The 23,207-nt window shown below is 68.8% G+C and carries 20 protein-coding genes; all 20 read right to left on the bottom strand.

Features of this window, described 5'->3' with window-relative positions; all coding sequences use genetic code 11:
- Positions 1-15: 15 nt before the first annotated feature.
- The 20 genes from atpA to lysA all read right to left on the bottom strand — a co-directional run bounded on the left by atpA (position 16) and on the right by lysA (position 23,095).
- Positions 16-1,608 carry a F0F1 ATP synthase subunit alpha gene (atpA, locus tag CW359_RS16710; RefSeq protein ID WP_105970732.1) on the bottom strand — a complete coding sequence of 531 codons (1,593 nt, stop codon included), beginning with the start codon at positions 1,606-1,608 and terminating at the stop codon, positions 16-18.
- A 166-nt stretch (positions 1,609-1,774) separates the two neighbouring features.
- A complete protein-coding gene (locus tag CW359_RS16705; RefSeq protein ID WP_105970833.1) occupies positions 1,775-2,590 on the bottom strand; it encodes a F0F1 ATP synthase subunit delta in 816 nt (271 codons plus the stop codon).
- Positions 2,591-2,592: 2 nt separating this feature from the next.
- Positions 2,593-3,141 (bottom strand): F0F1 ATP synthase subunit B, encoded by a 549-nt coding sequence (locus CW359_RS16700; protein ID WP_105970731.1) that lies wholly within the window; start codon positions 3,139-3,141, stop codon positions 2,593-2,595.
- A 44-nt stretch (positions 3,142-3,185) separates the two neighbouring features.
- Positions 3,186-3,416, bottom strand: a complete 231-nt coding sequence (atpE, locus tag CW359_RS16695; protein WP_105970730.1) for an ATP synthase F0 subunit C — start codon at positions 3,414-3,416, stop codon at positions 3,186-3,188.
- Between the two features lie 71 nt (positions 3,417-3,487).
- Positions 3,488-4,258, bottom strand: a complete 771-nt coding sequence (atpB, locus tag CW359_RS16690) for a F0F1 ATP synthase subunit A (RefSeq protein ID WP_105970729.1) — start codon at positions 4,256-4,258, stop codon at positions 3,488-3,490.
- Positions 4,259-4,531: 273 nt separating this feature from the next.
- Positions 4,532-4,969 (bottom strand): Cg1360 family ATP-synthase-associated protein, encoded by a 438-nt coding sequence (locus tag CW359_RS16685; protein ID WP_105970728.1) that lies wholly within the window; start codon positions 4,967-4,969, stop codon positions 4,532-4,534.
- Positions 4,970-5,276: 307 nt separating this feature from the next.
- Positions 5,277-6,617: an MraY family glycosyltransferase gene (locus CW359_RS16680; protein ID WP_105970727.1), complete on the bottom strand. Its 1,341-nt coding sequence runs from the start codon at positions 6,615-6,617 to the stop codon at positions 5,277-5,279.
- A gap of 126 nt (positions 6,618-6,743) precedes the next feature.
- Positions 6,744-7,991 carry a serine hydroxymethyltransferase gene (locus CW359_RS16675; RefSeq protein WP_105970726.1) on the bottom strand — a complete coding sequence of 416 codons (1,248 nt, stop codon included), beginning with the start codon at positions 7,989-7,991 and terminating at the stop codon, positions 6,744-6,746.
- Positions 7,992-8,127: 136 nt separating this feature from the next.
- Positions 8,128-8,808, bottom strand: a complete 681-nt coding sequence (locus CW359_RS16670; protein WP_105970725.1) for an arsenate reductase/protein-tyrosine-phosphatase family protein — start codon at positions 8,806-8,808, stop codon at positions 8,128-8,130.
- The gene (locus CW359_RS16665) at positions 8,805-9,452 is read right to left on the bottom strand and encodes an L-threonylcarbamoyladenylate synthase (RefSeq protein WP_105970724.1); all 648 of its coding nucleotides are present in this window, start codon (positions 9,450-9,452) and stop codon (positions 8,805-8,807) included. Before CW359_RS16665 ends, CW359_RS16670 begins: the two co-directional genes overlap by 4 nt.
- A gap of 53 nt (positions 9,453-9,505) precedes the next feature.
- Positions 9,506-10,345 (bottom strand): peptide chain release factor N(5)-glutamine methyltransferase, encoded by an 840-nt coding sequence (gene prmC, locus CW359_RS16660; protein ID WP_105970723.1) that lies wholly within the window; start codon positions 10,343-10,345, stop codon positions 9,506-9,508.
- Positions 10,346-10,446: 101 nt separating this feature from the next.
- Complete coding sequence (gene prfA, locus CW359_RS16655) at positions 10,447-11,523, bottom strand: peptide chain release factor 1 (protein ID WP_105970722.1); 1,077 nt, start codon at positions 11,521-11,523, stop codon at positions 10,447-10,449.
- A gap of 103 nt (positions 11,524-11,626) precedes the next feature.
- Positions 11,627-11,851 (bottom strand): 50S ribosomal protein L31, encoded by a 225-nt coding sequence (gene rpmE, locus CW359_RS16650; protein ID WP_006381676.1) that lies wholly within the window; start codon positions 11,849-11,851, stop codon positions 11,627-11,629.
- A 246-nt stretch (positions 11,852-12,097) separates the two neighbouring features.
- A complete protein-coding gene (locus tag CW359_RS16645; RefSeq protein ID WP_105970721.1) occupies positions 12,098-13,192 on the bottom strand; it encodes an LCP family protein in 1,095 nt (364 codons plus the stop codon).
- 211 nt (positions 13,193-13,403) lie between these two features.
- On the bottom strand, positions 13,404-15,215 hold the full coding sequence (locus tag CW359_RS16640) for a trypsin-like serine protease (protein ID WP_105970720.1): 1,812 nt from the start codon (positions 15,213-15,215) through the stop codon (positions 13,404-13,406).
- A 174-nt stretch (positions 15,216-15,389) separates the two neighbouring features.
- On the bottom strand, positions 15,390-17,501 hold the full coding sequence (gene rho, locus CW359_RS16635) for a transcription termination factor Rho (protein WP_105970719.1): 2,112 nt from the start codon (positions 17,499-17,501) through the stop codon (positions 15,390-15,392).
- Between the two features lie 440 nt (positions 17,502-17,941).
- Positions 17,942-18,871 (bottom strand): homoserine kinase, encoded by a 930-nt coding sequence (thrB, locus tag CW359_RS16630; protein WP_105970718.1) that lies wholly within the window; start codon positions 18,869-18,871, stop codon positions 17,942-17,944.
- Between the two features lie 298 nt (positions 18,872-19,169).
- On the bottom strand, positions 19,170-20,228 hold the full coding sequence (gene thrC / locus CW359_RS16625; protein WP_105970717.1) for a threonine synthase: 1,059 nt from the start codon (positions 20,226-20,228) through the stop codon (positions 19,170-19,172).
- A 6-nt stretch (positions 20,229-20,234) separates the two neighbouring features.
- Positions 20,235-21,527: a homoserine dehydrogenase gene (locus CW359_RS16620; protein ID WP_198655248.1), complete on the bottom strand. Its 1,293-nt coding sequence runs from the start codon at positions 21,525-21,527 to the stop codon at positions 20,235-20,237.
- A gap of 176 nt (positions 21,528-21,703) precedes the next feature.
- Entirely contained in the window at positions 21,704-23,095 is a 1,392-nt protein-coding gene (gene lysA, locus CW359_RS16615; protein ID WP_105970716.1) for a diaminopimelate decarboxylase, read from the bottom strand.
- Between the last annotated feature and the right edge of the window lie 112 nt (positions 23,096-23,207).

The following is a 23,207-nucleotide window of genomic DNA, read 5'->3' as shown; positions in this document are numbered from 1 at the left end:
AGGTCCCTTCCGTCGTCACTTGCCCGCGGCGGCGGGAGCGTCTTCGCCGAGCAGCTTGCCGTCCGAGGTCTCGAACTGCTTCTTGAACTCCGCGACGGCGTCCCCGATGGCGGTGATCGTGTCGTCCGACATCTTCGCGCCCTCCTTGATGGAGGTCATGAGGCCCTGCTCCTTGCGGTGCAGGTACTCGAGCAGCTCCTTCTCGAAGCGGCGGATGTCGGCCACCGGCACCTCGTCCATCCGGCCGGTGGTGCCGGTCCAGATGGAGACGACCTGGTCCTCGGTGGCCATCGGCTCGTACTGCGGCTGCTTGAGCAGCTCGACGAGACGCTGACCGCGCTCCAGCTGGGACTTCGACGCGGCGTCCAGGTCGGAACCGAAGGCGGCGAACGCCTCCAGCTCGCGGTACTGGGCGAGGTCGAGGCGCAGTCGGCCGGACACCTGGCGCATGGCCTTGTGCTGAGCCGAGCCACCGACGCGGGAGACGGAGATACCGACGTTCAGCGCGGGGCGCTGACCGGCGTTGAAGAGGTCCGACTCCAGGAAGCACTGGCCGTCGGTGATGGAGATGACGTTGGTCGGGATGAACGCCGAGACGTCGTTGGCCTTCGTCTCGACGATCGGCAGACCGGTCATCGAGCCCGCGCCCAGCTCGTCGGAGAGCTTCGCGCAGCGCTCCAGCAGACGGGAGTGCAGGTAGAAGACGTCACCCGGGTAGGCCTCACGGCCCGGCGGGCGGCGCAGCAGCAGGGACACGGCGCGGTAGGCGTCGGCCTGCTTCGAGAGGTCGTCGAAGATGATGAGGACGTGCTTGCCCTCGTACATCCACTGCTGGCCGATGGCCGAACCGGTGTACGGCGCCAGGTACTTGAAGCCGGCCGGGTCGGACGCCGGGGCGGCGACGATGGTCGTGTACTCCAGCGCGCCGGCCTCTTCGAGGGCGCCACGCACGGAGGCGATGGTCGAACCCTTCTGGCCGATGGCGACGTAGACGCAGCGGACCTGCTTCTTCGGGTCGCCGGAGCGCCAGTTGTCACGCTGGTTGATGATCGTGTCGACGGCCAGCGCGGTCTTGCCGGTCTGGCGGTCGCCGATGACCAGCTGACGCTGGCCGCGGCCGATCGGGGTCATCGCGTCGACGGCCTTGTAGCCCGTCTCCATCGGCTCGTGCACCGACTTGCGCGCCATGACGCCCGGAGCCTGCAGCTCCAGGGCGCGACGACCGCTGGTCTCGATCTCGCCGAGGCCGTCGATCGGGTTGCCGAGCGGGTCGACGACGCGGCCGAGGTAGCCCTCGCCGACGGCCACGGAGAGGACCTCACCGGTACGGGTGACCGGCTGTCCCTCCTCGATGCCGCTGAACTCGCCGAGGATGACGGTACCGATCTCGCGCTCTTCGAGGTTGAGCGCGAGACCGAGGGTGCCGTCCTCGAACTTCAGCAGTTCGTTGGCCATGGCCGAGGGCAGGCCCTCGACCTTCGCGATGCCGTCGCCGGCAAGGGTGACCGTACCGACCTCCTCGCGCGAGGCCGCGTCCGGCTTGTACGACTGGACAAAGTTCTCCAGCGCGTCCCGGATCTCCTCCGGCCGGATCGTGAGCTCCGCCATCTGGGTTCCCTGCTCTCCTTGTTGGGCCCGAAGTTTCACTTGGGGGGTGCCTAGACTCCCGGACTCCCCCCACAAAGAGGTGAATCCTCTGCACGGCCCAACCAGGGCCGTAGGTGTACGTACGTACTGCTGTCGTGCTGCTTTCGTACTGCTGTGAAGTTTGGTGCTAGCTCGCCATGCGGCGGCCGGCGTCCTCGATGCGGTCCGCGATGCTGCCGTTGATGACCTCGTCGCCGACCAGCACCCGGATTCCGCCGAGGACCTCGGGGTCCACGTCGAGGTTGAGGTGCATCTGGCGGCCGTAGAGCTTCGCGAGGGCGGCGCCGAGGCGCTGCTTCTGCGGGTCGCTCAGCGGGACCGCGGAGGTGACGACGGCGACCATGCGGTCCCGGCGCTCGGCGGCGAGCTTGGACAGGGACTCGAGTCCCGCCTCCAGGCTACGTCCCCGCGGCGCGGTCACAAGGCGCGTCACCAGACGCTCGGTGGTGGTCGTAGCCCGGCCGCCGAGCAGGCTGCGCAGCAGCTCGCCCTTGGCGGCGGTGGTCGCGGCCCGGTCGGTGAGCGCGGCGCGCAGCTCGGTGTTCGAGGAGACGATCCGGCCGAACCGGAACAGCTCGTCCTCGACGTTGTCGAGCCTGCCCGTCCGCTGGGCTGCCGTGAGGTCGGCGATGTCCGCCAGGTCCTCCAGGGCGTCCACCAGATCGCGCGAGCGCGACCAGCGGGAGCGCACCATGCCGGCCACCAGGTCGGCGGTGGGCCCGCCGACCTGGCCGGCGAACAGGCGCCGGGCCAGGTCGGCCTTGCCCTCGCCGGACTGCGCCGGGTCGGTCAGGACCCGTCGCAGCGACACCTCGCGGTGCAGCAGCGCGGTGACCGCGGCCAGTTCGTCGGACAGCTTCTTCGCGTCGGCGGACGTCGAGTCCGTCAGCGCGTCGAGGCTCTCGCGTGCGGCGGCGGCAGCCTCGCGACTGGCTCCGTGCACGCTCATCGAGTCGCCTCGGCCTTCTCCTCAAGGTCATCGAGGAAACGGTCGATCACACGGCTCTGCCGGGCGTGGTCCTCAAGGGACTCGCCTACGAGCTTGCCGGCCAGCTCGGTCGCGAGCTTGCCGACGTCCTGGCGGAGCGCGGACGAGGCGGCCTTGCGGTCGGCGTCGAGCTGGGAGTGACCGGCGGCGACGATCTCCTCGCGCTGCCGCTGGCCTTCCGCGCGCATCTCGGCGATGAGCGTGGCACCCTGCTCCTGCGCCTCCTGGCGCAGCCGCGCGGCCTCGTGCCGGGCCTCGGCGAGCTGAGCCTTGTACTGCTCAAGCACGCTCTGGGCCTCGACCTTCATGGCGTCGGCCTCTTCGATACCGCCCTCGATCGCCGCGCGACGCTCCTCCAGAACCTTGTTGATGTTCGGAAGCAGCTTCTTCCAGAAGAAGAAGAACACGATGGCGAAGGCGATGGCGCCGACAAGCAGCTCGGGACCGGGCGGGATGAGCGGGTTCTGCTCTTCCTCGGCCGCCAGCTGTACCAGGTTGGCGATCACATCAGTGCCTTTCCTTGAAAGGTTTCGATCGTCGATACGTCGGTCTAGTAGACGAACGGCATGACGATGCCGATGAGGGCGAGCGCCTCACAGAACGCGAAACCGAGGATCTGGTTGGCACGGATCAGACCGGCCGCTTCGGGCTGGCGGGCGAGCGCCTGGGTGCCGTTGCCGAAGATGATGCCGACGCCGACGCCGGGGCCGATGGCGGCGAGGCCGTAGCCGATGGAACCGATGTTGCCTTCGACAGCGGCGAGGGTCTCAAGGGCAGCCATGCTGATTCTTCCTTCTCTTTCAGGACCGGTGGGGGTTGGCCACCGGACGTTCTGGGGCTGAGGGGGTCCGCTCAGTGGTGCTCTGCGAGAGCGCCCTGAACGTAGGTGCAGGCCAGCAGCACGAAGACGTATGCCTGCACGGCCTGGACGAAGAGCTCGAAGCCGATCATGACGACGGCCATCACGAAGGAGACACCGGCGGCCGGCACCATCCAGCTGTTCAGCAGGTACCAGGAGGCGACCGTGAACATGACCAGCATCAGGTGGCCTGCGAACATGTTGGCGAACAGTCGCACGGCGTGCGTGAACGGCCTGACCAGCAGGTTCGAGAAGAACTCGATGACCATCACGAGCGGCAGCACCGGGCCGAGCGACTTGTCGTAGCCGGTGATGTTCTTGAAGAAGCCGACGAAACCGTGCCTCTTGAAGGTCAGCGAGACCCACACCAGGTAGACGATGGCGGCCAGCACCATCGGGTAGGCGATGACCGAGGACACCGGGAACTGTGCCAGCGGGATCACGGACCAGATGTTCATGATCCAGATGAAGAAGAACAGCGAGACCATGAAGGGGACGAACTTCTCGCCCTCCTTCTTGCCGATGGTCTCGTAGACGATGCCACGGCGTACGAAGTCGTAGCCTGCCTCGCCGATCATCTGCAGCTTGCCCGGGACCAGCTTCGCCTTGCCGAAGGCAAGGGTGAAGAAGGTGACGACCAGAAGGCTGGTGATGATCGCGAGCAGCATCACCTTGTTGAACTCGAACCCGCCGACCGTGGCGATCGGCTTGAAGAGGAACGAGTGCAGGCCCGGAGCCGGGAAGCCACAGCCGTTGTCGGACATGATCCGACAGCTCCAGTCAAAGGCGAGCTGGGTCTGGTCAGCACTCACCACGGGCTCCTTCGGCGTGACGCATGGGTACGGCAACCTCGTTGTGTCGGCGCGGCGCGCAGCCGCGGTTCGGCACTGGACTGGTGTTACGGATGTGGGGGCGGCTGTGGGGCATCAAGCCTCGCGATTGAGCAGGCGTCAGCTCAGATGCCCGCGCCCGCGATGCCGCAGTTGGCACCGGACGATAGCAGGATCTCCCAGACGTGCTTATCCCGGCCCTACCTCTCACGACGAGTGCCCCGTCTTTTCGGGCTTGTCCCCCGTCGTGGAGTCGGGTTCGACGTAAAGGATCTTCGCCTTCATGTGGGCCCGCGCCTGCGCCGCGATCCAGGCGAGCGTGCCTGCGAGCAGCGTGAGCGCGAAGGCCCTGGGGTTGAACAGCGTCGTGTTCTTGAACGCCGAGACGAAGATGAACAGCAGAAGAATCTGGGCCGCGTACAACATCAGTCCCATTGCCTGGAACAGATGCGGAAGCGTTTTGGCGGTGCGCTGCAGAACGTAGAGCCCGATTCCCATGAAGAGGATCACGACCAGCGTCGCGACGACCGCCCCGATCGCGCCGTCGGCACCCGCGGCCACAGCACTGACGACGGCGGCGAGTGCGCCGACGGCGGCTGTGGGCACAGCTGCTTGAAGCAGGATCCGGGCGTCATTGGACGGCATGGCGGCAACTCCGCTTTCACAGGGGGGCAGGTGTCGTCATGGACGAGCGTAGTCCCCGGTTCGAGCACAGAAACTCGCGCCAACGGACCGTCGCACTGCGGTCCTTCGGCTCCATCCGGGGTTCTCGTGAACCGTATCACAAACTATTTGATGAGGTCTTTACCTGGCTGGTGTGCTCGGTGTCACACATGAGAGTGAACCTGCGCGTCTGTGCAGTTCCGGCGCCGACTTGTCTGGTATTGGGCACTTTATCCGCGAGACGCTCTCTCTGTTTCAAGCAAAGTGTTAGTCAGATTCTTACCTTGGGTCAGCGTGACGACCCTGCCTTGCGCCGGTCCAGAGGTCGCGATCGGGTTCCGATCGCGGTCGCTCCGTTGACTCCCGAGACCCCGGACCGCACCGGAGAGCGGTGCTCCGCGGGGGCGGCGGGCACGGAGGCTGCGGGCGCCGTCGCGGCGGCCTCCGCCACGGTCGCGGCACGGGCGCGACGGTAGCGCGGCGGCACGAAGCGCTCGGCCCAGCGCGGGGTGCGGGGCGCGAAGCGCGGCAGCAGCAGGAGTACGAGGCCGATCGCGCTCAGAGCCACCACACTGAGGACGATCCACATGGACGCGTTGTTGACCGAGTAGGACAGCGCCCCGAAGCCGATCAGCGCCGACCAGAAGTACATGATCAGGACGGCCCTGCTGTGCGAGTGGCCGACCTCCAGGAGCCGGTGGTGCAGATGCCCCCGGTCGGCGGCGAACGGCGACTGACCGCGCCAGGTGCGCCGCACGATGGCCAGCACCAGGTCGGCGGCCGGGATGGCGATGATGGTGAGCGGCATCAGCAGCGGGATGTAGACCGGCACCATCTGGTGGACGGTGTTGCGCTCGGACCCGGAGAACAGGTTCATCGCGTCCGGGTCCATCTGCCCGGTGATGGAGATCGCGCCGGCCGCCAGCACCAGGCCGATGAGCATCGACCCGGAGTCGCCCATGAAGATCCGCGCGGGGTGCATGTTGTGCGGCAGGAAGCCGAGGCACATGCCCATCAGGATCACCGCGAACAGGGTGGCCGGGGCGGCGGCCTCGATGCCGTACGAGACCCAGATCCGGTAGGCGTAGAGGAAGAACGCGGCCGAGGCGATGCACACCATGCCGGCCGCGAGGCCGTCCAGGCCGTCGACGAAGTTCACCGCGTTGATGGTGATGACGACGAGCGCGACCGTCAGCAGGGTGCCCTGCCACTGGGTCAGCGCGACATTGCCCACCGACGGGATCGGCAGCCACAGGATGGTCAGACCCTGCATGACCATGACGCCGGCGGCGATCATCTGGCCGCCCAGCTTGATCAGGGCGTCGATCTCGAACTTGTCGTCGAGGACCCCGATCAGCCAGATCAGCGCGGCACCCGAGAGCAGTGCTCGCGGTTCGTTCGAGTTGACGAAGACCGTGTGCAGGTTGGTGAGGTGGTCGGCGACCAGCAGGCCCGCGCACAGGCCGAAGAACATCGCGATCCCGCCGAGCCGCGGAGTGGGTTCCCGGTGCACGTCACGGGCCCTGATCTCCGGCATCGCTCCGGCCACGATCGCGAACTTCCGTACCGGCCCTGTCAGCAGATACGTCACCGCGGCCGTGATGCAGAGCGTCAGCAGGTATTCACGCACGGGCTTCCCCACAGGTCTCGCTGGCCATCCAGGCCCCACACCCTAGCGAGGGACGCTTAAGGATGGGGACTTCCGGGTAGCGACGATGGTTGCACGCGTGCCTGTGCACAGGTTGACGATTACCCCTCACCGCCCGGGATACGGCGGAAATCTACCGGCCAGCTCCCGCACCTCTTCACGCGCCCCACCACTCTCCAGGGCCCCACGCAGCACACCCGCGAGCAGTACGGCGACCCGTGCCATCTCGGCCTCGCCCATCCCCTGGGTGGTCAGCGCGGCGGTCCCGAGCCGCAGCCCACGCGCCTCCCCGTGCGGCAGCGCACAGCAGTCCAGAACCACTCCGGCGGCGGAAAGCAGCCCCCGCGCGGTACGCCCGTCGACGCCGAGCGGCGCCGGATCGACGGTGATGAGATGCGTGTCCGTCCCCCCGGTGGTGACCGTGAACCCCTCGGCGGCCAGGCCCGCCGCGAGCACGCGCGCGTTGGCGACCACCTGATGGGCGTACGCCGTGAAGGCCGGGGTCGCCGCCTCGCCGAAGGCGACGGCCTTGGCGGCGATCGTGTGCATCTGCGCACCGCCCTGGGTGAACGGGAAAACCGCCCGGTCGACCCGTTCCGCCAGCTCGGCACCGCACAGCAGCATCCCGCCGCGCGGCCCGCGCAGCACCTTGTGGGTGGTCGCGCAGACGACATCGGCGTACGGCACCGGACTGGGCGCCGCTCCCCCGGCGACGAGCCCGATGGGATGGGCGGCGTCGGCGATGAGGTAGGCGCCCACCTCGTCGGCGATCTCGCGGAAGAGGGCGTAGTCGATGTGCCGGGGGTAGGCGATGGAGCCGCAGACGACGGCCTTGGGCCGATGCGTACGGGCAAGCGTCCGCACCTGCTCGTAGTCGATGAGCCCGCTCTCGGCGTCCACTCCGTACGGAACGAACTCGAACCAGCGCCCGGAGAAGTTGGCGGGCGACCCGTGGGTGAGATGGCCGCCGTGGGGCAGCCCGAGAGCCAGAACGGTGTCACCGGGGCGCAGGAGGGCGGCGTAGGCGGCCAGAACGGCCGAAGACCCGGAGTGGGACTGGACGTTGGCGTGTTCGGCCCCGAACAGCGCCCTGGCCCGTTCCACCGCGACCCGCTCGGCGACGTCGACGATCTCGCACCCACCGTGGTGCCGGGCCCCGGGATACCCCTCGGCGTACTTGTTGGCGAGCGCCGAGCCGAGGGCGGCCAGCACGGCGGGAGAGGTGAAGTTCTCGGCGGCGATCAGCTGCAGGGTCGTCGCCTGCCGCCGGGCCTCACCGAGCAGCACTTCGGCCAGCTCGGGGTCCTGCCGCCGCAGTACGTCAACATCGCTCTCAATGGCATGCGTGACCGACATGGTGGGCTCCGGACGTCGACGGTGACGTGTAGTCCAGAGTAGGCCCCAGCGCCCCGAAGGGGCGCGAGGAACTGCGCGACAAGCCACAACGGACCCGCAGCCACAGACCAAGCCCCCGAGGCACCCCGATAGGCGCTCAGGCCTTGGCAGGAACCCCGGTCAGCGCAGTCACCACCGGATCCAGCGCCTGCTGTATCTCGTCCCCGATCGACCGGAAGAAGGTCAGAGGGGCCCCGTACGGGTCGTACACCTCGTCCGCCTCCGCCGTGGGCGCCAGGAGCCACCCGCGTAGAGCCGCCGCCGCGCGGACCAGGGCACGGGCGCGTTCGATCATGCCGTCGTCCAGGGGCGGCAGGGTCGCCGGGTCGATCGCCTTCACCAGGCGGGTGAACTCCTTGAGGGTGAACGTGCGCAGGCCCGCCGAGTGGCCCATCGAGATGACCTGCTGGCGGTGGTCCCGGGTCGCCGTCAGCACCAGGTCGGCCCTGATCACGTGCTCGTCGAGCAGCTCGCGCCCGGTGAAGCCGGAGGCGTCCGCGCCGAACTCCGCGAGGACCGCCTCCGCGTTGGCCTCCATGGGCGCCCCCTCGTGACCCCACGTACCGGCGCTCTCCACGATCAGGCCGCCCCACAGCGGGTCGCCGAGGCGGTCCGCCAGGGCATGCCTGGTCAGCCGCTCGGTGATCGGTGAGCGGCATACGTTGCCGGTGCTGACATGGAGGATGCGGAAGGCGTCCCGCGAGGCCCCGTCCCAGTAGTGAGCCCCCGTGACCCCCTGACGCGTGCCTATGCCACGCCCCGCGTCAGGGGCTGTCAATTCGCCACCTCGAGGTCGGGGACCACCTTGCGCAGCTCGTCCGCCGACAGCGCGCCCGCGCGCAGCAGGACCGGCACCTTGCCCGTGACGTCGACGATCGACGACGGGACGATTCCGGGCGTGGGGCCGCCGTCCAGGTAGACGGAGACGGAGTCGCCGAGCATCTCCTGCGCGGCGTCACAGTCCTCCGGCGACGGGTGGCCGGTCAGGTTGGCGGAGGAGACCGCCATGGGGCCGACCTCGGTCAGCAGTTCGATGGCGACGGGGTGCAGGGGCATGCGTACGGCGACCGTGCCACGGGTGTCCCCCAGGTCCCACTGGAGGGACGGCTGGTGCTTGGCGACGAGCGTGAGGGCGCCCGGCCAGAAGGCGTCGACGAGTTCCCAGGCCATCTCGGAGAAGTCCGTGACGAGCCCGTGCAGGGTGTTCGGGGAGCCGATCAGGACGGGCGTGGGCATGCCACGGCCGCGGCCCTTCGCCTCCAGCAGGTCGGTGACGGCCTCGGAGGAGAACGCGTCGGCGCCGATGCCGTAGACCGTGTCGGTCGGGAGGACCACCAGCTCGCCGCGGCGGACGGCGGACGCGGCCTCGCGCAGACCGGTCGTGCGGTCGGTGGCGTCGTTGGTGTCGTATCGCCGAGCCATTTAGCGGGCCTCCTCGTACACGTACTGCTGGGGGTAGGAAGTGCGGGTGACGTTCACGGCATGGCCCTGCGGGCGGTCGCGAAGCGCGGGCGGTTGTTGAGGTCCGGGTGGTCGGCCGCGTCGGCCCAGCCCCGTTCCTCGGTGAAGATCCACGGCACCTGGCCGCCCTGGGTGTCCGCGTGCTCGACGACGACGACGCCGCCGGGACGCAGCAGACGGTGGGCGGTGCGTTCCAGGCCCCGGATGAGGTCGAGGCCGTCCTCGCCGGAGAACAGGGCGAGTTCGGGATCGTGGTCCCGGGCCTCGGGGGCGACGTACTCCCACTCGGTGAGCGGGATGTACGGCGGGTTGGAGATAACCAGGTCGACCTGGCCGTCGAGGTCCGGGAAGGCGTCCAGGGCGTTGCCCTGCCGCAGGTCGACCCTGGACCCCTCCATGTTCTTGCGGGTCCACGCCAGGGCGTCCTCGGACAGCTCCACGGCGTGCACCCGGGAGCGCGGGACCTCCTGCGCGAGGGCGAGCGCGATGGCGCCCGAGCCGGTGCACAGGTCGACGATCAGCGGCTCGACGACGTCCATCGCGCGGACGGCGTCTATCGCCCAGCCGACGACCGACTCGGTCTCGGGGCGAGGCACGAACACCCCTGGCCCGACCTGGAGTTCCAGGTACCGGAAGAACGCCCGCCCGGTGATGTGCTGGAGCGGCTCACGTGCCTCGCGGCGCGCGATGACCTCCCAGTAGCGGGCGTCGAAGTCGATGTCCTTGACGGTGTGCAGCGTGCCCCGCTTCACGCCGTGCACGAACGCGGCGAGTTCCTCCGCGTCGTTGCGCGGCGAGGGCACGCCGGCGTCGGCCAGCCGCTGGGTGGCCTGGGCCACCTCGGCGAGCAGCAAGCTGCGGGGGCTCGGGGGCCGTCCCCCAATGTTCTGCTGCACGCTGGTCCTCCGGTACTTGTTGCTCGTACGGGGCTATGGTCCACGGTCCTCGTACGGGTTTACGCCGCCGCGAGCTTCGCCGCGGAGTCCGCGTCGACACAGGCCTGGATGACGGCGTCGAGGTCGCCGTCGAGGACCTGGTCGAGGTTGTAGGCCTTGAAGCCGACACGGTGGTCCGAGAGTCGGTTCTCCGGGAAGTTGTACGTACGGATCTTCTCGGAGCGGTCGACGGTGCGGACCTGGCTGCGGCGGGCGTCGGCGGCCTCCCTCTCCGCCTCCTCCACGGCTGCCGCGAGGAGCCTGGAGCGCAGGATACGCATCGCCTGCTCCTTGTTCTGCAGCTGGCTCTTCTCGTTCTGGCAGGAAGCGACGACTCCGGTGGGAATGTGCGTGATGCGCACGGCGGAGTCGGTGGTGTTGACGGACTGCCCGCCGGGCCCGGAGGAGCGGTACACGTCGATGCGGAGGTCGTTCGGGTTGATCTCGACGTCGACCTCCTCCGCTTCCGGGGTCACGAGGACACCGGCGGCGGAGGTGTGGATCCGGCCCTGCGACTCGGTCGCGGGCACGCGCTGTACGCGGTGCACGCCGCCCTCGTACTTCAGGCGGGCCCAGACGCCCTGGCCGGGCTCGGTGGCGCCGTTGCCGCCCTTGGTCTTCACAGCGACCTGGACGTCCTTGTAGCCGCCCAGCTCGGACTCGGTGGCGTCGATGATCTCGGTCTTCCAGCCGACGCGCTCGGCGTACCGCAGATACATCCGCAGGAGGTCACCGGCGAACAGGGCGGACTCGTCGCCGCCGGCGCCCGCCTTGACCTCCAGGATGACGTCCTTGTCGTCGTTGGGGTCACGCGGAACGAGCAGCAGGCGCAGCTTCTCCGTCAGCTCCTCGCGCTGCTTCTCCAGTTCCTTGACCTCGGCGGCGAAGTCGGGGTCGTCGACGGCGAACTCCTTCGCCGTGCCGATGTCGTCCCCGGTCTGCTTCCAGGAGCGGTACGTCGCGACGATCGGGGTCAGCTCGGCGTAGCGCTTGTTGAGCTTGCGCGCGTTGGCCTGGTCGGCGTGGACCGACGGGTCGGCGAGCTGCTTCTCCAGGTCGGCGTGCTCGGTGAGCAGATCCTCGACGGCCTCGAACATGGGGGCTCCTGAAAACGTGTGGTGCGTGGGGGAAGGCGGGCGACCAAAAACGCCGGTCCAGGTACGCCCCGCAGGGCGACCGTGGACCGGCGCTGGTGCCTCGCTACTTCTTGGAGCCGGCAGCGGCCTTGCCGAAGCGGGCCTCGAAGCGGGCCACGCGGCCACCGGTGTCGAGGATCTTCTGCTTGCCCGTGTAGAACGGGTGGCACTCGGAGCAGACCTCGGCGCGGATGTTGCCGCTCGTGATCGTGCTGCGGGTGGTGAACGACGCGCCGCAGGTGCAGCTGACCTGGGTCTCGACGTACTCGGGGTGGACTTCGCGCTTCAAGGGGTTCTCCTAGGTTCGGGAGGGCGCCGGGTCGCTGCCGCGGGGTGCGGTGGCGTGAACCGGGGCCGACGTACCAGTCTGCCAGGACTGGGCGCATCCCCCAAAACGGGGGGTGGGGGTTGGATATTCCCGGGGGGCGCGGGAGGGGGTGGTGGGGTGGTGTTCGCGGGCGGGTGCGGGTGCATTGTGGCTTGTCGCGCAGTTCCCCGCGCCCCTGAAAAACGGAGGGCTGCGCCCTCCTGTTTTTCAGCTCACGACACCCGCCGCGTCGCCCTTCGCCGTGCCCTTTGTCGCTGCTGCCGGGATGGGCTTGTCGGCCTTCAGGGCGTTCCAGACCAGTTGGGCCTTGGTGTCGTCGACTATGACCCTGTTGGGGTTCGCCGGGTCGTACTCCACCGGCATGGTGATCATGGTCATGTGGGTGGAGCTGAGGTTCTTCAGGCCTGTCGCGAAGGAGGTCAGGGAGCCGACCGAGCCCAGGTCGGAGTCGGTGGTGACCGCCTTAGTGGCCGTGTCCGCCAGGTCGAAGAGTTTTTTCGGGTTCGTCAGGACTCCTACGTCCTTGATCTGGTCGACCAGGGCCTTGATGAACGCCTGCTGGAGCTGGATGCGGCCCAGGTCGGAGCCGTCGCCGACGCCGTGGCGGGTGCGGACCAGGCCCAGGGCCTGCTTGCCGTTCAGCTTGTGGGTGCCGGCCTTGAGGTTCAGGTGGCTGTCGGAGTCCTTGATGTTCTTCGTCGTGGTGATCTCCACGCCGCCCAGCTCGTCCACGAGCTTCTGGAAGCCGGTGAAGTCGACCTCGATGTAGTGGTCCATCCGGATGCCGGTGAGCGACTCGACGGTCTTCACGGCGCAGGCGGCGCCCCCCGTGGAGTACGCGGAGTTGAACATCACGCCCGTCGACGCGTCGTGCGTGACGCCCTTGCTGTCGGTGCAGGCGGGCCGGTCGACCAGGGTGTCGCGGGGTATGGAGACGACACTGGCCTTCTTGTGGCCCTCGTACACGTGGACGATCATCGCGGTGTCGGAGCGGGCGCTGCCGTCGTCCGTACCGCCGCCGAGCTTCTTGTTGGCGCCGGAGCGGGTGTCCGAGCCCAGGACCAGGATGTCCTCGGAGCCGTTGTCGACGTTGGTCGGGCGGTCGGTGCCCAGGACCTGGTTGATGTCGACGCTCTTGATGTTGCCGTTGAGCTTGAAGTACACGTATCCGAGTCCGGTGCCGCCGAGCACGACGATGGCCGCGGCGATCCAGGCCGTGACGAGGAACGCCCTGGAGTGCTTGCCGCGGGGCTTGCGGCGGCTGCCCTTCGCGCGGACAGGCGGATTGCTCTCGGCGGACATCTGTTTCCCTCGGTCGGTGTCGTCCCGGTCGGTTACCCCCTGCTTTCAGGGCCAGTCCTGGTTCCGTCGTACCCGGTCAGTCAGACGGTCATTACGGAAAAAGGGTTGCACAACGAACTGTGCCCTTCGCGTGGTGCGAAGGGCACAGTGTGTGACGGAGCGGGTGGGGCTCTCGGTCGGAAGATCCCGGAGAACCCCTCTCACCTGCGGGTTAGGTGATGATGTCCCACTGCTTGTAGTCGGAACCTACGGACTTCGGTGTGCCGAAGATCTCGCTCGTGCCCTTGCCGGTGCCTGGGTAGAGGTACATCACTCCGGCGGGCGTACGGGCCAGGAAGTCGGCCTTTCCGTCGCCGGTGACGTCACCGGGGGTGACCAGGGTGTTGAAGCCGCTCCAGCTGCGGACCTTGACCCGGGGCACGAAGGCCTGGGAGCCGGTCTTGCCGTTGCCCTTGAGGAGGTAGCCGACGCCGCCGGTCTTGGTGCGGGCCAGCAGGTCGGCCTTGCCGTCGCCGGTGAAGTCGCCGTGGCCGACGATGGTGCTGTACTGGTTCCAGCCGCTGGAGACCTTGGACGGCGCCCCGAAGGTGCCGTTGCCGTTGCCCGGGTAGATCCACAGGACGCCCGCGGAGTCGACCGAGAGGACGTCGGGCTTGTAGTCGCCGGTGACGTCGCCCGGGGTGATGATCCGGGTGCGGCTCTTCCAGTTGGCGAAGATCTGCTTGGTCTCCCAGGTGCCCGCACTGCCGTCGGTCGTGGGCACGTAGTGCATCCAGTAGACGGCGCCCGAGGCGCTGTCGCGGATCACCAGGTCCTGGTAGTCGTCCCGGTTCAGGTCGGTCTGCAGGACGACGTTGACGCCGTCCCAGTTGCCCCAGACCACGCTCGGGCCGAAGCTCGTGCCCTTGGAGTCCTTCTCGTAGCCGACCTTGGTGGACGCGCGGCGCAGCCACAGGTCCGCCAGATGGTCGCCGCTGAGGTTGGCGTCCTCGACGCGCGGGTACACGGCGCCGACGTACGAGGTGACCTTCGAGAAGACGCTGTAGGCGCCCTTCTCGACGCAGTCCGTCACACCCCACGACACGACGCCCACGACCTTGCCGGCCACGACCAGCGGGCCGCCGGAGTCGCCGTTGCAGGCGGTGGTGGTGCCGGTGTCGCTGCCGGTGGCGGGCGTGCCCGCGCAGACCATGTGCCCCGCGACGAAGTCCGTGCCGTACGCGCCCTTGCAGGTGGCGTCCGACTGGATCGGCAGCGTGGCCGCCTTCAGCGTCGGGGAGATGTCCTGGGAGGTGGAGCTGGTGCGGCCCCAGCCGTAGACCTTGGCGTTGGTGAGCGCCTTGTAGGAGACGGTGTCACCGGCCGTCGTCATCCGGATCGGCGCGGCCTTGACGGGCCGGTCGAGGGTCAGGACGGCGATGTCGTTGTCGAACGTCGTCGAGTTGTACGACGGGTTGTTCCACTGGCGCCAGACACCGGCCTCGGACCCGTCGGTGTTGCCGTCGGCGTCCGGCAGCGACGCGGTGCCGGTGATGACACCGCCGTTGGCCTGCCAGTTGTAGCCCTTGACGCAGTGCGCGGCGGTGAGGATCTTCGTCGGCGCGATGACGGCGCCGCCGCAGAAGAACCCGATGTCGTCGCCGGTCGCGGCGGTGCCCTTGTCGTCGTAGTACCAGAGCTGCGCCATGTACGGCGCCGCCGAGATGGTGGTCGTCGCGCCACCGATGATCTTCGCGTCCTTGGTGCCGGCGACGGTGCCGGCGGTGAGCGCGGACTTCTTCGTGGTGGCGCCCGGGGTGTCGTCCCCGGCGACGGCACCCGCGAAGCGCTCCTTGAGGTCGGCGGAGCCGGCCACCGCGCTGTGGCTCAGGTCCGCGGTGGGCTGCGGCAGGGCCGTGGCAGCGCTCGCGGACGACATCATCAGCGCACCGGTGACCGCGGCGGCGAGGCCGGCGGCCACCAAGGGAACGGCGATCCGCGCACGACGTCTGTGGCGGCGCTCACCGGACAGGGATATACCCACTCAAGTCCCCCCTAGGGATCGTCAGTTCGGGCACACCACGAGAACCGGCCCGAAGAGCGCGATCGTACACCTGTCCCAAACGGCACAAAGGGCCACCCCTGGAACAGGAAGTGACCCTTTGTGCGTTGCTTGCCGACCGTTTACCGGACGTCAGGCATTCCGTTCGTCCGGACGTCAGTCGTTGCTGTTGCCGTTGCCGCCCGGCGTCGTCTTCTGGATCTGCATCAGGAACTCGGCGTTCGACTTCGTCTGCTTCATCTTGTCGAGGAGCAGCTCGACCGCCTGCTGCTGGTCGAGCGCGTGCAGCACCCGGCGCAGCTTCCAGACGACCCCGAGTTCGTCGGGGGCGAGCAGGATCTCTTCCTTACGGGTACCGGACGCGTCGACGTCCACCGCCGGGAAGATGCGCTTGTCGGCGAGCTTCCGGTCCAGCTTCAGCTCGGCGTTGCCGGTGCCCTTGAACTCCTCGAAGATGACCTCGTCCATGCGGGACCCGGTGTCCACCAGCGCGGTGGCGAGGATGGTCAGCGAGCCGCCGTCCTCGATGTTGCGGGCCGCACCGAAGAAGCGCTTCGGCGGGTACAGCGCGGTCGAGTCGACACCACCGGACAGGATGCGGCCGGAGGCCGGGGCGGCGAGGTTGTACGCACGGCCCAGACGCGTGATCGAGTCGAGCAGTACGACGACGTCGTGACCCAGCTCCACCAGGCGCTTGGCGCGCTCGATGGCCAGCTCGGCGACCGTGGTGTGGTCCTCGGCCGGGCGGTCGAAGGTCGAGGAGATGACCTCGCCCTTCACCGACCGCTGCATGTCGGTGACCTCTTCCGGACGCTCGTCGACCAGGACGACCATCAGGTGGCACTCGGGGTTGTTGTGCGTAATCGCGTTGGCGATGGCCTGCATGATCATGGTCTTGCCGGTCTTCGGCGGGGCCACGATCAGACCGCGCTGGCCCTTACCGATCGGCGCGACGAGGTCGATGATGCGGGTGGTGAGGATGCCCGGGTCCGTCTCCAGACGGAGGCGGTCCTGCGGGTAGAGCGGCGTCAGCTTGTTGAACTCCGGGCGGCCACGGCCGTGTTCGGGCGCCATGCCGTTGACGGAGTCGAGGCGGACGAGCGCGTTGAACTTCTCGCGGCGCTCGCCTTCCTTGGGCTGCCGGACCGCGCCGGTGACGTGGTCGCCCTTGCGCAGGCCGTTCTTGCGGACCTGGGCGAGGGAGACGTACACGTCGTTCGGGCCCGGCAGGTAGCCGGAGGTCCGGATGAAGGCGTAGTTGTCGAGGATGTCGAGGATGCCCGCGACGGGGATCAGGACGTCGTCGTCGGCGACCTGCGGCTCGTTCGGGCCGAACTCCTCGCGCCCGCGCCGGCCCCGGCGGTCCCGGTAACGGCCTCGGCGGCCACGGCGTCCGCCGTCGAAGTCGTCGTCGTCCTGGGGGCCGTTGTCACGGGGGCCGAGGTCGCGCGGTCCGGTGTCCCGCTGCTGGCGGTCCTGCCGGTCCTGGCGATCCTGCCGGTCGGGACGGTCCTGCCGGTCCTGGCGGTCCTGTCGGCCGCCGCCCTGCTGGCCCTGGCTCTGCCCCTGGCCCTGCTGCGTACCGCGCTGCGGGGCGCCGCCCTGCTGCTCGTCGCCCTTGTTGCCGCGGCGGTCGCGGTCCCGGCCGCGGTCACCGCGGTCCCGGCGGTCGCGGCGGCCCTGACGGCCGTCGCCGTCACCGGCGTCGGTCTGCGCCTGCGGGGCGGGCGTCTCGGCCTTGGGCTCGCTCTTCACCTCGGCGACAACCGTCTCGGGGCTGCCCGCCTCGGCGGTGGCACGACGCCGACCGCGCCCGGCGGGGGCATCCTCGCTGGCGGGCTGACCGGGGATCTCGATCTGCTGCTGGGCCACGGCCTTCTCGGCGGGCGCCTCGACCTGTACGGCCGCCTTCTTCTCTACGGCGGCCACGGGCGCGGCGTCCTCGCCCGTACGGGCCTTGGAGGTGGCGCGGCGCTTCGGCTTGGCCTCGGCCGCGTCCCCGGCGGCGGGGGAGGCGGCCTTGGAGGTCCCGCCTCCGGCCTGCGCCTCCTTGATGACCTCGATCAGCTGGCTCTTGCGCATCCGCGCAGTGCCCTTGATGCCGAGGCCGGATGCGACCTGCTGCAGCTCGGCCAGCACCATGCCGTCGAGGCCGGTACCGCGGCGCCGCCGGGAGCCGGCACCCGTGGCAGGCGCGGAGGCGTCCGTGGAGGGCGCGGCAGCGGTCTCCTCGACACGTGCGCCCATCAGATCGGTGGTGTCGCTCACGAAGGGTCCTTCCCTGGAGCGGACGTCGGCCTGTCTGGCACGGCGACCGGTTGTGCTGTCCGGCTTCGGTCCTTCATGAGTGGACCGTGCCGGGGCGGTGGTCCGCCGAAGCGGCGGAAGAGGTTTCTGGTGATGGCGTTTCCCAAAGCCATGACACTGAGTGTCCGTGTCAGGCGGCTTGGTCACACCGGTTCCGGAGCGTGCCCTGAATGCCGCTCAGCGCCTGCATACGACGAATGGAACGCCGCATGAAACACAGAGTGGCTTGGGAGGCTCCCGGAAGAATGTCTGTCCCGGACGGGGACACAAAGCACCTCGCCATGGTGGGGTCGGGTGCAGACTTGAGGTTAACACTACCGGATCCAACAAACATTCCCCCTCTCCAAATCCGGCAACCGTATGTAGTTGAATCTCATAGCGTCGGAGGTCACGGCGTCGGTTCAGCTCTCCCCGGGCGCCGCGAGCGGCAGCACGCTGGCCCCCCGGGCGTCGAGACCGAGCCGGTTGGCGGCCCAGCCCTCGCCCGCGAGCCGGGAGACCTTGTCGGCCGTGGCCTCGTCGGCCAGCGCCAGGACCGTGGGCCCGGCGCCGGAGATCACCGCGGGGATGCCGTCGGCCCGCAACCGCTCCACCAGTGCCGCGCTCTCCGGCATGGCGGGGGCGCGGTACTCCTGGTGCAGCCGGTCCTCGGTGGCCGGGAGGAGCAGCTCGGGGCGCCTGGTCAGCGCCTCCACGAGCAGTGCGGCACGGCCCGCGTTGGTGGCGGCGTCGACGTGCGGGACGGTGCGCGGCAGCAGCCCGCGCGCCGTCTCGGTCAGTACCGGCTTGCCGGGCACGAAAACCACCGGAACGATGGAACGGGCGGGCTCCATCCTGATCGCCCGGGCGGCTCCGGACTCCATCCAGGAGAGCGTGAACCCGCCGAGCAGACAGGCCGCGACGTTGTCCGGGTGGCCCTCGATCTCCGTGGCGAGTTCGAGCAGCGCCTCGTCGTCGAGCCGGCTGTCGCCACCTATCGTGACGGCCCGCGCGGCGACGATCCCGGCGCAGATGGCGGCCGAGGAGGACCCCAGTCCCCGTCCGTGCGGAATGCGGTTGGCGCACACGATCTCCAGCCCGCGCGGCTGTCCGCCGAGCAGGTCGAAGGCGGTGCGCAGGGACCGTACGAGCAGGTGGTTCTCGTCGCGCGGGAGGGTCTCGCTGCCCTCGCCGGCGATGTCGATGTGCAGCCCGGAGTCGGCCACCCGGACGACCACGTCGTCGTACAACCCCAGCGACAGGCCCAGGGCGTCGAAGCCCGGACCGAGATTGGCGCTGGTGGCGGGGACGCGCACCCGGACGGCGGCGGCTCGGAACGCTGGACCGGCCATCGCTCGATGACTCTCCTTGAGCTGCGAGTTCGTCGAAGACACTCGATACGACACTGGAAAACTGCTGCTGAAAACGGCTGAGGACCTACGCGGAGACCCTCAGGGCCGCTGAGACGTCGCGGCGCCGTGCCATATGCCGGGGCATATGCGGCGGGCGGGTTCACCCCAGCTTATCGAAGGAAGGTTCTGTGGCGACATAGGGCGCACAGGAGGCGCACGATGCGTGTCGTAAGCCCCCTGTGCACCCGCCGTAGGGACTACGTAGGGAGTACCCAGGTTCGGATGGTCAGTACCCGGTCTACGCGAGTCCGAGTCGCTCCGCGGCCGTCGCGGCGTCCACCGGCACGACGACCGGCTTCGGTGCGCCCTCGGTGGCCCAGCCCGGGTCCTTCAGGCCGTTGCCGGTGACCGTGCAGACGATCGTCTGGCCCGGGTCGACCTTGCCCTGCTCGGCCAGCTTCAGCAGACCGGCGACGGACGCGGCGGACGCGGGCTCGACGAAAACGCCCTCCTGCGCGGCCAACAGCCGGTAGGCGCGCAGGATCTCACGGTCCGTCACCTCGTCGATGAGGCCGCCGGACTCGTCGCGCGCGGCCAGCGCCTGCTTCCAGGACGCCGGGTTGCCGATGCGGATCGCGGTGGCGAGCGTCGAGGGGTCCTTGACGACCTCGCCGCGCACGATCGGGGCACTGCCGGCCGCCTGGAACCCCCACATGCGCGGGGTGCGCCGGGCGATGCCGTCGGCGGCGTACTCGGTGTAGCCCTTCCAGTACGCGGTGATGTTGCCCGCGTTGCCGACCGGCAGGACGTGGATGTCGGGGGCGTCGCCGAGCATGTCGACGATCTCGAAGGCGGCCGTCTTCTGCCCCTCGATGCGCACCGGGTTGACCGAATTCACCAGCGCCACCGGGTAGTTGTCGCTGAGCGACCGGGCGAGGGTGAGGCAGTCGTCGAAGTTGCCGTCGACCTGGAGGATCTTGGCGCCGTGCACGAGCGCCTGGCCCATCTTGCCGAGGGCGATCTTGCCCTGCGGCACGAGGACGGCCGAGACCATGCCCGCGCGCACGGCATAGGCGGCGGCGGAGGCAGACGTATTGCCCGTAGAGGCACAGATGACGGCCTTGGCCCCCTCCTCCTTCGCGCGCGTGATGGCCATGGTCATGCCGCGGTCCTTGAAGGACCCGGTGGGGTTGGCACCCTCCACCTTGAGGTGGACCTCGCAGCCCGTGCGCTCGGAGAGCACCTGCGCGGGGACGAGGGGCGTGCCGCCCTCGCGGAGCGTCACGACCGGCGTGCTGTCGGAGACGGGCAGCCGGTCCCGGTACTCCTCGATGATTCCGCGCCATTGGTGGGTCATTGCTGGTTACTCTCCTTCAACCCGCATGATGCTGGCGACACCCCGCACGGTGTCGAGCTTGCGCAACGCCTCGACGGTTCCGCCCAGGGCGGCGTCGGACGCACGATGGGTGACGACGACAAGGGAGGCCTCGCCGTCCTTGCCCGTCTGGCGAACCGTATCGATCGAAACACCGTGCTCGGCGAACACGGTGGCCACCTGGGCGAGAACACCCGGTTTGTCGGCGACGTCGAGGCTGATGTGATAGCGCGTGACGACGTCACCCATGCCGGACACGGGCAGCGCGGCGTACGCCGACTCCCCCGGCCCGGTCGATCCGTTGAGCCGGTTGCGGCACACGGCGACGAGATCGCCGAGCACGGCGGAGGCGGTCGGCGCACCGCCGGCCCCGGGCCCGTAGAACATCAGCTGACCACTGGCGTCCGACTCGACGAACACGGCGTTGTAGGCGCCGCGCACGGAGGCGAGCGGGTGCGTCAGCGGAATCATGGCCGGATGCACCCGCGCGGTGACGGACTGCCCGTCCGCGGCCCGCTCGCAGATGGCGAGCAGCTTGATGGTGCAGCCCATGTTCCTGGCGGAGGCGAAGTCGGACGCGGTGACCTCGGTCATGCCCTCGCGGTATACGTCGTCCAGCCGCACGCGCGTGTGGAAGGCGATCCCGGCGAGGATGGCGGCCTTGGCGGCGGCGTCGAACCCCTCGACGTCGGCGGTCGGGTCGGCTTCGGCGTACCCCAGGGCGGTGGCCTCGTCGAGGGCCTCCTGATACCCGGCGCCCGTGCTGTCCATCTTGTCGAGGATGAAGTTGGTGGTGCCGTTGACGATGCCGAGCACCCGATTGACCTTGTCCCCGGCGAGGGACTCACGCAGCGGCCGGATAAGAGGAATCGCACCGGCGACGGCGGCCTCGTAATAAAGGTCGGCGTCGTGGTCCTCGGCGGCGGCGTGCAGGGCGGCGCCGTCCTGGGCGAGGAGTGCCTTGTTGGCGGAGACGACGGAGGCGCCGTACTCGAAGGCGGTGGTGATGAGGGACCGGGCGGGCTCGATCCCACCGATCACCTCGACCACCACATCGATGTCACCACGTTTGACGAGGCCGGTGGCGTCGGTGGTGACGAGGGCGGGGTCGATGCCGTCACGCACCTTGGAGGGCCGCCGAACGGCGACACCGGCAAGCTCGACGGGGGCGCCGATGCGGGCGGCGAGATCGTCGGCGTGCGTCGTCATGATGCGCGCCACCTCTGAGCCGACAACCCCACAGCCCAGCAGCGCCACCTTCAGCGGACGCTTACGCATCATCCGACCTCGTTTCCTCATACCGTCTACGGTTCGACAAGTCTCACTCACCGGACCGAAGTTTCTACCAATCGTCCGGATCGTGAGATGTTTATTTCGTTTTCCGAGCGGCGGAAGACAGGAGATCTTCCGCCGCGAGGCGTACAGCGGGTTTCTGCGCTCTCATCTCATCCCACGTCTCATCCCACGTCGAGACGGAGAAGATCCTCCTCGGTCTCCCGCCGAACGATCACACGGGCCTCCCCGTCGCGCACGGCGACGACGGGCGGCCGGAGTGCATGGTTGTAATTGCTGGCCATGGACCGGCAGTACGCACCGGTCGCCGGCACCGCGATCAGGTCACCGGGTGCCAGGTCGGCGGGCAGGAAGGCGTCCTTGACGACGATGTCCCCGCTCTCGCAGTGCTTGCCGACCACGCGCACGAGCATGGGCGCGGCCTCGGAGGTGCGGGAGACGAGAGCGACGCTGTATTCGGCGTCGTAGAGAGCGGTCCGGATGTTGTCGGACATCCCGCCGTCGACAGAGACGTACGTGCGAAGGTTTTCGAGGGGCTTGATGGTGCCGACCTCGTAGAGCGTGAAGGCGGTGGGCCCGACGATGGCCCGCCCGGGCTCGACGGAGATCCGAGGAGTGGAGAGCTGGGCCCGCTCACACTCCCGACTGACGATCTCGTTCAGCGCCTTGGCGATCTCGTGCGGCTCGCGGGGATCGTCGTCGCTGGTGTAGGCGATGCCGAGCCCGCCCCCGAGGTCGATCTCGGGCAGTTCGACACCGTGCTCGTCCCGAATGTCCTTGAGCAGCCCGACGACACGATGTGCGGCGACTTCGAAGCCCGACATGTCGAAGATCTGGGACCCGATGTGCGAGTGAATCCCGACGACGTCGAGCCCGTCGAGCTGAAGCGCCCGCCGCACGGCCTCGGCGGCCTGCCCACCGGCGAGCGGAATCCCGAACTTCTGGTCTTCATGGGCGGTGGCGATGAATTCATGTGTATGGGCTTCGACACCGACGGTGATACGGATCTGCACGCGCTGCCGCTTACCGAGGGAGCCGGCGATGTGGGCGACACGGACGATCTCCTGGAAGGAGTCGAGCACGATCCGCCCGACACCGGCACGGACGGCGGCCTCGATCTCCTCGACGGACTTGTTGTTGCCGTGGAAGGCGATGCGGTCGGCGGGCATACCGGCGGAGAGCGCGGTGGTGAGTTCACCCCCCGAGCAGACGTCGAGGTTGAGCCCCTCGTCGTGCAGCCACCGCACGACAGCCCGCGACAGGAACGCCTTCCCGGCGTAGAAGACGTCGGCGTCGGGCCCGAAGGCGGTACGCCAGGCGCGGGCACGCTCACGGAAGTCGGTCTCGTCGAGGAGATAGGCGGGAGTCCCGAACTCCTCGGCGAGCGTAGTGACCTCGACCCCACCCACAGTGACGACCCCGTCGGGGGTACGGGTGACGGTGGACGCCCAGACCTTCCGGTCGAGGGCGTTGAGGTCGGCGGGCGGCGCGGAGGGGTGCCCCTCGGGCAGTACATCGGCGTGACGGGGCCCGGCGGGGTGTGCGGAACGGCTCATGGCTGTGCGGCTTCCTCAGAGGTGTCAAGACATGTCAGAGGTACGGAGAGAGGAACGGAGGGGAGAGGAGAAGAGATGGGGCGAGATACAGCGAGACATGGCGAGATATGGC

Origin of the sequence: Streptomyces geranii, assembly GCF_002954775.1 — a bacterium.
Lineage (GTDB): Bacteria > Actinomycetota > Actinomycetes > Streptomycetales > Streptomycetaceae > Streptomyces > Streptomyces geranii.
The sequence above is the reverse complement of the archived record's forward strand: the minus strand, read 5'-3'. Positions and strand labels throughout refer to the sequence as shown.

Bases quoted from the DNA above. Each gene is read 5' to 3' on its own strand.
- atpB (WP_105970729.1), bottom strand. From the start codon at position 4,258: ATGTCCGACAACGGCTGTGGCTTCCCGGCTCCGGGCCTGCACTCGTTC.
- CW359_RS16665 (WP_105970724.1), bottom strand. From the start codon at position 9,452: ATGGCTCGGCGATACGACACCAACGACGCCACCGACCGCACGACCGGT.
- atpA (WP_105970732.1), bottom strand. From the start codon at position 1,608: ATGGCGGAGCTCACGATCCGGCCGGAGGAGATCCGGGACGCGCTGGAG.
- thrB (WP_105970718.1), bottom strand. From the start codon at position 18,871: ATGGCCGGTCCAGCGTTCCGAGCCGCCGCCGTCCGGGTGCGCGTCCCC.
- CW359_RS16675 (WP_105970726.1), bottom strand. From the start codon at position 7,991: ATGTCGGTCACGCATGCCATTGAGAGCGATGTTGACGTACTGCGGCGG.
- lysA (WP_105970716.1), bottom strand. From the start codon at position 23,095: ATGAGCCGTTCCGCACACCCCGCCGGGCCCCGTCACGCCGATGTACTG.
- CW359_RS16685 (WP_105970728.1), bottom strand. From the start codon at position 4,969: ATGCCGTCCAATGACGCCCGGATCCTGCTTCAAGCAGCTGTGCCCACA.
- thrC (WP_105970717.1), bottom strand. From the start codon at position 20,228: ATGACCCACCAATGGCGCGGAATCATCGAGGAGTACCGGGACCGGCTG.
- CW359_RS16645 (WP_105970721.1), bottom strand. From the start codon at position 13,192: ATGTCCGCCGAGAGCAATCCGCCTGTCCGCGCGAAGGGCAGCCGCCGC.
- prfA (WP_105970722.1), bottom strand. From the start codon at position 11,523: ATGTTCGAGGCCGTCGAGGATCTGCTCACCGAGCACGCCGACCTGGAG.
- CW359_RS16620 (WP_198655248.1), bottom strand. From the start codon at position 21,527: ATGATGCGTAAGCGTCCGCTGAAGGTGGCGCTGCTGGGCTGTGGGGTT.
- atpE (WP_105970730.1), bottom strand. From the start codon at position 3,416: ATGGCTGCCCTTGAGACCCTCGCCGCTGTCGAAGGCAACATCGGTTCC.